This window comes from Porphyromonas sp. CAG:1061 (assembly GCF_000435035.1).
In the GTDB taxonomy this organism is placed as follows: Bacteria; Bacteroidota; Bacteroidia; order Bacteroidales; family Porphyromonadaceae; genus Porphyromonas_A; species Porphyromonas_A somerae.
The window spans coordinates 19,706-30,874 of record NZ_HF988935.1; the positions used below are offsets into that span (position 1 = coordinate 19,706).

10 protein-coding genes and 2 tRNA genes are annotated in these 11,169 nt (G+C 48.0%); 5 read left to right on the forward strand and 7 right to left on the reverse strand.

The window, feature by feature from the left end:
* The 5 genes from QVO39_RS07205 to QVO39_RS07225 all read left to right on the forward strand — a co-directional run.
* Window positions 1-230, forward strand: a 230-nt coding sequence (locus QVO39_RS07205) for an MgtC/SapB family protein (RefSeq protein ID WP_288171907.1), incomplete at its 5' end; no start/stop codon positions are given.
* 176 nt (window positions 231-406) lie between these two features.
* Entirely contained in the window at window positions 407-676 is a 270-nt protein-coding gene (gene rpsO / locus QVO39_RS07210) for a 30S ribosomal protein S15 (RefSeq protein ID WP_021903611.1), read from the forward strand.
* A gap of 132 nt (window positions 677-808) precedes the next feature.
* Window positions 809-880: transfer RNA gene (locus QVO39_RS07215), tRNA-Glu, on the forward strand.
* Window positions 881-916: 36 nt separating this feature from the next.
* Window positions 917-1,174, forward strand: a complete 258-nt coding sequence (rpsT, locus tag QVO39_RS07220) for a 30S ribosomal protein S20 (RefSeq protein ID WP_021903612.1) — start codon at window positions 917-919, stop codon at window positions 1,172-1,174.
* Window positions 1,175-1,231: 57 nt separating this feature from the next.
* Window positions 1,232-1,303: transfer RNA gene (locus QVO39_RS07225), tRNA-Glu, on the forward strand.
* A gap of 79 nt (window positions 1,304-1,382) precedes the next feature.
* Here the strand turns inward: QVO39_RS07225 and QVO39_RS07230 are convergent.
* The 7 genes from QVO39_RS07230 to kbl form a co-directional block, all read right to left on the reverse strand.
* On the reverse strand, window positions 1,383-1,961 hold the full coding sequence (locus tag QVO39_RS07230; protein WP_021903613.1) for a thiamine phosphate synthase: 579 nt from the start codon (window positions 1,959-1,961) through the stop codon (window positions 1,383-1,385).
* A 237-nt stretch (window positions 1,962-2,198) separates the two neighbouring features.
* Window positions 2,199-2,966: a sulfide-dependent adenosine diphosphate thiazole synthase gene (locus tag QVO39_RS07235; RefSeq protein ID WP_021903614.1), complete on the reverse strand. Its 768-nt coding sequence runs from the start codon at window positions 2,964-2,966 to the stop codon at window positions 2,199-2,201.
* Between the two features lie 9 nt (window positions 2,967-2,975).
* Window positions 2,976-4,547 carry a phosphomethylpyrimidine synthase ThiC gene (gene thiC / locus QVO39_RS07240; RefSeq protein ID WP_021903615.1) on the reverse strand — a complete coding sequence of 524 codons (1,572 nt, stop codon included), beginning with the start codon at window positions 4,545-4,547 and terminating at the stop codon, window positions 2,976-2,978.
* Window positions 4,544-5,170 carry a thiamine phosphate synthase gene (locus QVO39_RS07245; RefSeq protein WP_021903616.1) on the reverse strand — a complete coding sequence of 209 codons (627 nt, stop codon included), beginning with the start codon at window positions 5,168-5,170 and terminating at the stop codon, window positions 4,544-4,546. The genes thiC and QVO39_RS07245 overlap by 4 nt, the downstream gene beginning before the upstream one ends.
* A complete protein-coding gene (thiD, locus tag QVO39_RS07250; protein WP_288171908.1) occupies window positions 5,167-5,985 on the reverse strand; it encodes a bifunctional hydroxymethylpyrimidine kinase/phosphomethylpyrimidine kinase in 819 nt (272 codons plus the stop codon). The genes QVO39_RS07245 and thiD overlap by 4 nt, the downstream gene beginning before the upstream one ends.
* A 237-nt stretch (window positions 5,986-6,222) precedes the next feature.
* A complete protein-coding gene (locus QVO39_RS07255; protein WP_502685071.1) occupies window positions 6,223-9,612 on the reverse strand; it encodes a glycoside hydrolase family 2 TIM barrel-domain containing protein in 3,390 nt (1,129 codons plus the stop codon).
* A 200-nt stretch (window positions 9,613-9,812) separates the two neighbouring features.
* Window positions 9,813-11,012 carry a glycine C-acetyltransferase gene (gene kbl, locus QVO39_RS07260; RefSeq protein ID WP_021903619.1) on the reverse strand — a complete coding sequence of 400 codons (1,200 nt, stop codon included), beginning with the start codon at window positions 11,010-11,012 and terminating at the stop codon, window positions 9,813-9,815.
* Window positions 11,013-11,169: the final 157 nt, after the last annotated feature.

Here is an 11,169-nt window from a genome sequence, read left to right on the forward strand (position 1 = left end):
GTATCATTTTTAAGGAAGGGGTGAGTGTACGTGGACTCACTACGGCGGCTACCGTATGGTGTAGCTCCGCTATAGGTGCGCTAGCTGCAGGTGGCTTCTTTTACGAAACTCTATTAGGCACCCTTGCCATCTTGGCAGTCAATATCATCCTTGTCCCTATGAATGACTTCATCCATTCACTGAGCCGGAAGTACGAAACCAAATCACACAGTAGCTACGAAGACGATTAATGTGGCTTTGGCAGAAGTGCATACCATGGCTAGAATCCACGCTACAGACAAAACAGGAGAAATATTTCCCAGTATTTATATTTTTTGGTACCTTTGCAGTCGCAACTGCCTTAGCGAAGGCCTAGCCGAGTGCTAGAGCGTTGCAAGTGTTTAACTATTATATATTGAGTAGAGTTATGTACTTGAATTCGGAAAAGAAGCAAGAGATCTTCGAGAAGTACGGGAAGTCCAACACTGATACTGGATCCGCTGAGAGCCAGATAGCATTGTTCTCATACCGTATCTCGCATTTGACTGATCACATGAAGTCAAATAAAAAGGATCATAACACCTCCCGTGCACTCAAGATGTTGGTTGGTAAGCGTCGTCGCTTACTCGACTACCTAATGGAGAAGGACATTGAGAGGTATCGTGCTATCATTAAGGAGCTAGGCATCCGCCGTTAATAGTAGCGACACAAGATATTTCGGCAGTAATTTCGCCCATAGTTTTGTGGATTGAGAAATTATTGGTATCTTTGCCAACGCAAAGTTAACGAAGTGTCTTTGTAGAGACTAAAGCGGATTTTGCTTTTAGCTGGCCCATTCGTCTATCGGCTAGGACGCCAGATTCTCATTCTGGAAAGAGGAGTTCGATTCTCCTATGGGCTACAAGTTTTATAATTTTGAAGTAAGTAACTAAGAGATATGGCAAATCATAAGTCTGCGCTTAAAAGAGTAAGACAAAGCAGTACTAGGCGTGTTAGAAACCGTTATTACGGCAAGACAATGCGTAATGCTGTTCGTGACTTCCGCGCACTTACCGATGCTAGTGAGGCACAGAGCAAGTTGCCAGAGCTGAATTCGATTATTGATCGTCTAGCATCAAAGGGTAGAATTCACAAGAACAAAGCAGCGAACCTCAAGAGCTCTCTTGCACAGCATGTTAATACCCTAGCTGTCTAAACGCAGTAGAGTAAAGGATTGAGGGCTGACTATAAGTAGCAAAATATTTTTAGGTTTGGCCCATTCGTCTATCGGCTAGGACATCAGATTTTCATTCTGGAAAGAGGGGTTCGATTCCCCTATGGGCTACAAGAATACATCAATTGGATACATCCATTGACTAAGAACTCTTTTAATAGGATCTCTAACGAGGTCCTATTTTTTTGTACTAATACTCCAAGGTAAGATAGGTTTTGAGGTGGTCAATGGGATTGGCAGATGGGAGGCGATTCCAGAAGTCACCAAGTAGGGCGACACCTCCGAAGGGGATGCCGTGGAGTAGTGGCAACCTCTCTAGTGAGATACCACCAAGGGCTATCACCTTATCATCAATTATGGTGGATGTACGTAACTCAAGCGAGAATTGGGCAGGATAATTGGGCTTGGAAATACTATTGAATATAGGGCTTAGAAAGAGATAGTCCATCTGCTTGTGGTACCGCTCCACCTCCTCTAGTGAGTGGCAAGAGATGGAGGCAGAGAGTCCGATTGGTCGTTTAGAGAATGGGTGTCGTCGGTTGAAGTGTAACCCCGCCACTGGATATTCACTAGCGAGCTGATGGTGATCATGCAATACTATTTTAGATAAGGCTTCGGAAGAAAAACAATCCAAAAAGGCTCTGGTCTCCTCTATCGACCAATGGGGTCTCCTGAGATGACAACGATAAAGTCCCACTTCAAGGGCTTCTGAGATGACTTCCACCTCGTTTTCATTGGACTCTTCTGGGGTAATGAGGATCACTTTCATAGTCAATAAAAGAGGTGTGCCAGACCTAAATGGAGACTGTTGCACGAAGGCGATCTGCTGCGTTGCTTTCGGGATTCGGGCTCGGTCACGTACGTGAGTACGCTCCCAGCACCCTCACCCTCAGCGCCTTGCATCTCATCCTTCGTGCAAAGTCTCAGCACATTTGAATCAAATGTGCGAGAATGGCACTTCGTGCAACATTCTCAAATGGCTAGCACACCTCATAGAAAAGAGTGATTACTTCAATTGGTCAATGATTAGATTGGCTACCTTCTTACCGCTCATCAGCATACCGCCAAAGATAGGGCCCATACGTGGGGTACCATAAACAGCAGAAGAGGCCATACCACAGACATAGAGGCCTGGGTAGATCTCCTTAGTCCCTTCGACTACCATCTTCTCGCCAGTTATCACGTCAAGTGATTGCTCACCTACCACACCACCAGTGCTGGTATTGAGAGTAGCTCCGTTCTTCTTAGCCACTACCCGACAGATCTCGCTATCATGGCCAGTGCCATCGATCACATACTTGGCCATAATATTGAGGGGGTCAACGTGCATCCCTTCACGAAGTACGGGGGTCCAATTAACCACAACGCCACTGACCCTATTCTCCTTATACACCACATCCTCCACACTATAGCAATTGAATATGCGTGCACCGGCATGTACTGCATTGTACAGAAGTGCCGCAGTGCTCTCTACAGAGTCCATGGTATAGAGTTTATCTTGATATGGCTCATAATTGATGCCCATCTCCTTAATGATCTCAAGGGCTTCCTCTTGGATCACAATTTCATTGAACATCATTGCCCCACCCCACATACCACCACCGGGGGAGAGCTTGCGGTCAAATTGTGCTACCTTAAGCCCAGCCTTTGCCAGATAGTAAGCAGCGACAATGCCAGATGGACCTCCGCCAACAATGGCAACATCAAGGTCCAAACAATCATTTAACTTCTCGAAATAACGGGTGATAATCCCTTGAGATACTAGTTTCTCCATTTTTGTTTGTTATTTATTTTGGTTACACGCTTCATCAAGTGTTTGGCTGATCCTCATAGCACAGAAATTTGGGCCGCACATAGTGCAGAAGTTCTTGTCCGTAGGATTGCTCTTTCTATAATACTCCTCGGCACGCTCAGGGTCTAGCGAAAGGTTGAATTGGTCCTTCCATCTAAACTCATAGCGAGCAAGGCTCAGTGCATTATCACGTATGGGAGCTGCAGGATGCCTCTTGGCGAGGTCGGCCGCATGGGCAGCAATCTTATAGGTGACCACACCTGTGCGAACATCATCCTTATCGGGCAGACCGAGGTGCTCCATCGGGGTAACGTAGCAGAGCATTGCGGTGCCATGCCAACCTATCATCGCTGCTCCAATAGCACTGGTGATATGGTCGTAAGCAGGTGCAATGTCGGTGACTAATGGGCCGAGTGTATAGAATGGCGCTCCGTGGCACTTTTCAATCTGCCGAGTCATATTCTCCTCAATCTTGTGCATAGGCACATGACCAGGACCTTCGATAAACACCTGCACATCCTTTGCCCAAGCTCTCTCTACCAGTTCGCCCATGGTATCCAACTCTGCAAATTGTGCTGCATCATTGGCATCGTAGGTAGAACCAGGTCGCAACCCGTCACCGAGGGAAAGCGCCACATCGTATTGGCGGCAGATATCACAAATATCATCAAAGTGACTGTAAAGGAAGCTCTCCTCTTGATGCACTTTGCACCACTTAGAGATAATACTACCACCACGACTAACGATGCCTGTAAGTCGAGTATCCGCAAGATTGATATTCTTAAGTCTGATACCGCAATGGATGGTGAAGTAATCAACCCCTTGCTCACACTGCTCTATCAAAGTCTCCTTGAACACCTCCCAAGAGAGGTCTTCCGCCTTTCCATTCACCTTCTCAAAAGCCTGGTACATAGGTACCGTGCCGACAGGAACTGGGCTATTCCTTAGGATCCATTCACGTGTCTCTGTGATATTCTTACCGGTAGATAGATCCATAATGGTATCGGCACCCCACTTACAAGCCCATATTGCCTTCTCCACCTCCTTCTCCATATCTGAAGCCATAGGAGAGTTACCGATATTGGCATTGATCTTAACGAGAAAGTTGGTACCAATAATCATTGGCTCCGCCTCGGGGTGCTTGTGATTAGCGGGGATCACCGCCCGTCCACTTGCTACCTCAGAGCGAACAAATTCGGGCGTGATATGGCTCTCAACGCCCACCTCTTGGCACTTCATATTCTCCCGAATCGCCACATACTCCATCTCGGGAGTGATGATATTATTCTTGGCATAATAGAGCTGCGTCTTATCTCGCTTCATACTCCACAGCTCTCGAAGCCGTGGCAGACCCTTCTCTAGATCAATAGCTATTTCGGGATCACTGTACGCCCCACTGGTATCATAGAGCACGACCGCTGGATTTTCACGCTTCGTACCATCCTTCTCCACTGTGGGCAACTGCGTTACCTCTCTCATCCCCACTTGTATCTCTGGGAATAGCTCACCAGGGACATATATTTTACTGGAGTTGGGATAGGTAATCTTTAGATTCTGTTTCATTGAGCTTGTATTATATTGATTAATTCCTCTGTCATCTCTTCAGGGTTATCGGCTTTTAATATGGTGCCACTGATGGCAATACCAGAAGCACCCGCCCGCATTAGGGCAGGGATATCCTCCTTTTCTATGCCACCGATTGCAACGACGGGTAGATGAATATCAGCCTCTCTCATCTTCTCAAAAAGCTTTTGATATCCCTCTAGTCCTAGTGTGGGGGCAAGGTTTTTCTTCGTTGTGGTAAAGCGATAGGGTCCACAGCCGATATAATTGGCACCACTCTTATAATGGAGTAAAACGTCCTCAAAAGTATTAGCGGTACCCCCAATAATCGCCTTCGGACCTAGTATCCTACGTGCCTCTACGATAGGCATATCTTTGAGGCCAAGGTGCACACCATCTGCCCCTAACTCCTTCACAAGATCTACATGGTCATCGATAATAAAAGTAGCAGAATACCTAGTACATAGACCTCTTACCACCCTTCCTACGGCAAGCAGCTCCTCACGGCTAGCCTCCTTCATTCGCAACTGAATCCAGCGACACCCTCCTTGGAGTGCCAGATACGCTCCCTCCACGTAAGAGTAGTGCTCCGTTTCAGCCGTAATAAATTGCAGACCTTTCATCTCTTGATACTACTTTGAGGTTGGAAAAAATGATCCACTGGGCCATGGCCTTTGCCAATAGCGACCCTCTTGCCAGAATTAAGGGCCTCGGAAAGATACTCCTTGCCCTGTTCAATGGCCTTTTCTAGCGAAAGCCCACGAGCAATATAGGCAGTAATAGCGGCAGAAAGTGTGCAACCAGTACCATGCGTATTCATCGTGTCAATTCTCGACTTACTAAAGGTGGTCACCCCCTTATCGGTAAATAGGTAGTCCGTAGCTTCAGTATCGGCAGTATGCCCACCCTTGATTAAGACGGCTTTAGTGCCCAATGCCAAGAGATATTGACCCGTCTCATAAAGAGCCGATTGAGAATCTATCTTCACTCCAGACAGCACCTCAGCCTCCATCAGATTGGGAGTGATGAGCGTTGACAAAGGGAGCAACCTTTGCTTTAGCACCTCCTCCGCCTCCTTACTCAGGAGACGATCACCACTAGTAGCAACCATTACAGGATCCACCACTAGCGGGATATCTACTTGCTTGAGGGCAGTAGCAACAGTCTCAATAATAGTGGTATTAAATAGCATCCCCGTCTTAATGGCAAGCGGTGGAATATCCTCAAAAACTGCTTGAAGCTGCAGAGCCACCATCTCTGCCGATACCGGTTGTACCTCCAATACCCCTTGCGTATTCTGGGCAGTCACCGCGGTAATTACCGACATAGCATAGCACCCGAGTGCCGACATCGTCTTGAGGTCAGCCTGAACGCCTGCCCCTCCCGAGCTATCGGAGCCCGCGATCGTAAGCGTTGGTATATACTTCACATTCATCATACAAAATAAAGTAACAGCCATAGAGTTGTCTCCTCGAAATGAGGTACACAACTCTATGGCTGTTACTCGTTAACTGCAAGAGCCCCAACAGGCCTCTTTCTCCCTACGGTAGCATTATCTACATCAGGTTCTACGGGTATAATCTCAGCTCACAAAGTAGTTGTGGCACCCCTTCGCTGGTCCTCTCTCCAGCTAATTCACTATTTCCACTTACAAACCTAGTCTATTTATTTGTAACTACCAAATATCATCCCCAAAAGGATGAATCACTGGTATTGATACGCGCTTCTCCGTGCCGGCTGGACGGATTAGCAGAGAGAAGCGACTACCGTCGCCTAGTATCCTATCCTCGGGCAATGGTGCCCCTTGACCACAAGAATTACCGCCTAGCCCGGTAACTCCTAGATCCAAATGGATATAAGTGCCAGAGCTCTTAGGAAGTTGATGAGGGTGCGGTGCCAACATCAGCTCGAGCGGTGTCCAAGGGAGCACACTTGCCGACATCGTCCCCTCAGCGATAAAGGCGAGCCCATGGCCATTGGCATCGGTCACCTCCGTCCATCTCACCCCCTCACGGTTGCCCATACTCTGAGGCTTAGGGAAAGGAATAAACTGCTCCGCCACACGGCTCTTGTATAGCCCTACGTGAGCACCCGCATCTCGGTCGTTATAATTATTAAGCGGACCACGACCATAATAAGTGAGCTGGTCAAACTGTGGTGCCATAGCCAATTCATAGCCCAATCGAGCAAGATTCACCCCCTTCTTATTAGAAGTGATATTGGCGGTGAGTGCTATAGAACCATCGGGATAGACCGTCCATACCTGAGTGGTGACAAACTTAAAGTCCTGCTCCCCCTCGACTGTATCAATCTCAAAATGTCCAGTATATCCGCCCTTCAGCTGATAACGATTCGGCGCCTGACTCTCCACCACATAGAGGATAGATATAGAGCCATCCTGATTGCGATGAACCTCCTTACTCATCGCCTTATGCGATAAGTTGTGCAGACCATTTTCAATCCAGCCATCCCTAGCCCAGTTATCATTATCCACCGGTGCTCTAAAGGCCGAAAGGCGAGGTCCATTGCCAGCAGTAATCAGTGCCACACCATCATAAGTGTATTGCTCTATCGACCCCGTAGCGTCATCAAAAGAGAGCTCAAACTTATCCCCCTTGAGGGTACTTCCCTTGAGCTGTAGAGGCGATGCCCCAGCAGATAGGTCTGATAGCTGTAGATAGTGGTCTCGCTCCTTCAGAAGGAGTTGCTCCTCCATCTGTACAAAACCCGCTTTTGCCCACGGACGATCCTGCTTCAGACGAAGCTCGAAATTAAGGAAAAACTCCTCCGGCTGCTCCATCACTTGTGGACGGTTTAAAGGCAATTCAATAGTCGCCTTGCTCCGCGGCTGGATGGTAGGCATCGGCACCACCTTTTCGGCTACAGCCTCACCCTCACGCATCAACTTCACCACCAGCTCCAAATCATCTAGCGTCGTGAAGTACCGCTTATTAAAGATAGAGATCAGCCCCTTCCCCAAGTCCACCTCCTCGACAGCCACATTCTGGTACACCTTCTTCACCTCCTGATACTCAGGCTTCGGGGTGAGGTCGGGCAGGATCACCCCATTCATACAAAACATACCATCATTTGGCGTGTCTCCGAAGTCCCCACCATACGCCATATACCGCTCACCAGTAAGGGTATCGTAGGTGTAGATAGATTGATCCACCCAATCCCAAATGGCTGCTCCGCAGAAGAAGTTGGTACTCTCCATCGCCTCCCAATAGTCGGCCAAGTTACCCCCAGCATTACCCATACTGTGGGCATACTCACTGATATGGAAAGGGTATTTGATATCGTAGGTACCTTTTACCGCCTCCCTCGTCCATGCGATAGAGGGGTATTGATTAGAGCCCATATCCACGATGCTATTATTCCGCTCGTATTGCACGGGTCGGCTAGGATCAAATTGGTGTAGAGCCTCGTAAGCCGCCTTGAAGTTATCGCCAGGACCACCCTCATTACCCAGCGACCAGATTACGATGGAAGGCGAATTGACCGTAGCAGCCGCCATCTCCATCACCCTTGCCACATGCGCATCTCTAAACTCAGGCACGTGCGAGAGCGACGCATCTCCATAGTAGTAGCCATGGCTCTCCACATTGGCTTCATTCTCTAGGTAAAGCCCATAGAGATCGCAGAGGTAATACCAAATAGGCGTATTGGGATAGTGCGAAAGCCGCACATGATTGATATTGCCCCTCTGCATCAAAGCGATCTCCTGTAGCATCCGCTCCTTAGAAATCGTCTGACCCGTCTCGGGGTCCGTCTCATGTCGGTTCACTCCCTTCAGCTTCACCGTCTTACCATTCACATAGAAATACCTTCCGGCAAGACCAAATTCGTCCTCCTCGGCGGGTGTCTCCTTGATCACCACCTCTCTAAATCCAGTGACGATAGAGGCGGTCTGCGTCACCCTTCCACGCCGATCCAAAAGCTCCACAATAAGCGTATAGAGATGAGGCGCCTCAGCACTCCAAAGGGCTGGCTCCTTGAGTTCCAACTTCCCCGTCACCACCTTGTATTCATTGGCCTTAACATTTGGCACATCAATAGCAAGCGAGGCACCGGTAAGGTGATTGCTCTGTGAATAAAGATCATTCCGATAGAGTGTGTAGCGGAGTTGATACCCCTTCAAGCTCCTCTTGCTCTGATTGCGAAGCTCCGCCGTCAATTTCAGTGCTCCCTCCTTGTAATCATGGCTCAATGAAGGGATGGCGATCAAATCCCTAATATGTGCCTCGGGCTGAGCTGTGAGGTAAACCGAACGGAAAATGCCAGGCAGGCGGAACATATCTTGTGCCTCGAGAAACGATCCATCACTGCTACGATATACCTCCACCGCCACCTTATTCTCCCCCTTCACTAGATAGGGAGTAATATCAAAGGCAGCACGATTGCGTGAGTTTTTGCTAAAGCCTACATACTGCCCATTAATCCATAGGTAAAAGAAACTATTTACCCCATCAAAATTGAGCATCACCCGCTCCCCCTGCCAATCTTCGGGTAGCGTGAAGCTTCTCACGTACGAGCCCACCTCGTTACGATGCTTATAGGTGGTCCAAGTAGGGTCCGGCTCCCGCATCACCCCACCCTTCCAATCGCCTACCTTTACGGTATGATGAAAGATAAAAGGCTGATTGACATAGATCGGGGTACCATACTTCAGGGAGCCATCCTTTTGGATCCCCTCCACATTCCACGCACTCGGCACCTCGATATCATCCCATGTAGAAGTATCAAAGGTCGTTTTGTAAAACTCCATGGGCCGCTCCGAAGGGTTGCCCACCCAGTGAAACTTCCAGATCCCATCAAGGCTCTTGTAGTAGGCACTCTCCTCTGAAGGGAGGTAGGCACGAGCCCCCTCGTGGCTCTTAAAGCTAAAAAAGTAAGCCCTCGGCTGCTCCTTATTATAGCTCAGCTGAGTAGGCGACTCCCACTCACGCCCTGTAGGGCTTTTCATATTCCCATATTCAAAGCCCGCAATCTTGTGGAGCTGCTGGGCACCCACTTCTCCTCCCCACATAGAAAGAGCAAGGAGTAGTAGGGCAAGCCTAGTCATTCGAATAGTCCGCATCATTCCTTTTTAATCCTTATACCCAACCGTTCAGTTTCACGTATCAAACAGTTTCGTTTCACGTATCAAATAGTTCCGTTTCATATATAAAAAGAAGTGGCAGGCATGCATCCACTGCACACCCACCACTTCTCCTAATGATCACATTATAGGCCAATATTATGGTCTATCCTTTCAAATTCTGCTTACTTAATAACGCCAAGTTCGCGACCCACCTTCTCAAAGGCAGCCACCGCTCTATCAATATGCTCAGGCTCGTGGGCAGCAGAGAGCTGTACACGGATACGTGCCTCGCCCTTTGGTACCACTGGATAGTAGAAACCAGTCACATAGATACCCTCCTCTAGCATACGAGCAGCAAACTTCTGGCTCAGTGGGGCATCGTAAAGCATCACAGCACAGATGGCACTCTGAGTAGGCTTGATATCAAAGCCCAGCTCCAGCATCTTGGTGCGGAAGTGCTCCACATTGCCCATTAGCTTAGTGTGGAGGTCATCACTCTCCTCTAGCATCTTGAAGAGCTCGATACCAGCACCCACAACTGCAGGAGGTAGAGAGTTACTAAATAGATATGGACGGCTTCTCTGGCGAAGGAGCTCAATAATCTCCTTACGACCAGTAGTAAATCCACCTACCGCACCACCAAACGCCTTACCAAGGGTACCAGTGATGATATCAATGTGTCCGTAAAGGTCGAACTTCTCCGAAACACCTCTACCGGTCTTACCAACCACACCAGCGGAGTGGCACTCGTCCACCATCACAAGGGCATCGTACTTCTCAGCCAAAGCACAGATCTTATCCATAGGAGCCACATTACCGTCCATGGAGAAGACACCATCAGTCACGATGATACGGAAACGCTGTGCTTGAGCCTCTTTCAGACGCTCCTCCAGCTCCTTCATATCGCCATTGGCATAGCGGTAGCGCTTTGCTTTACATAGCCTTACACCATCAATAATAGAGGCGTGATTAAGACTATCACTAATTATGGCATCCTCATCCGTGAGAAGTGGCTCAAATACACCACCATTGGCATCAAAGCAAGCAGCATAAAGGATGGTATCCTCAGTGTGGAAGTAGCGACTGATCGCAGCCTCAAGCTCTTTGTGAATATCCATAGTACCGCAGATAAAGCGAACTGATGATAGTCCAAATCCACGTCTGTCCATTGTCTCCTTAGCGGCCTTAAGAAGTCGCTTGTTGTTGGAGAGCCCTAGGTAGTTATTGGCACAAAAGTTGAGCACTTTCTTATGCTCCCCATTTTGATCCACAGTAATTTCTGCAAACTGCTCACTTGTAATGATGCGCTCCTCCTTGTAGAGACCAGCTTCTCTTGTCTCTTTTAGCTCTTTCTGAAGGTGTGCTTTGATAGATCCGTACATAATATTAATACTAATTTTATAGTTAGATGTGTGGTAATGAATACCTATTATTTTTCGTTCCCTCAAAGATACCTATTATTCTACAATTCACCTCAGCAACCACTCATATTTTTGTGATCGTAGACTCAAATTACTAGTGCAATTTACTTATTATTTT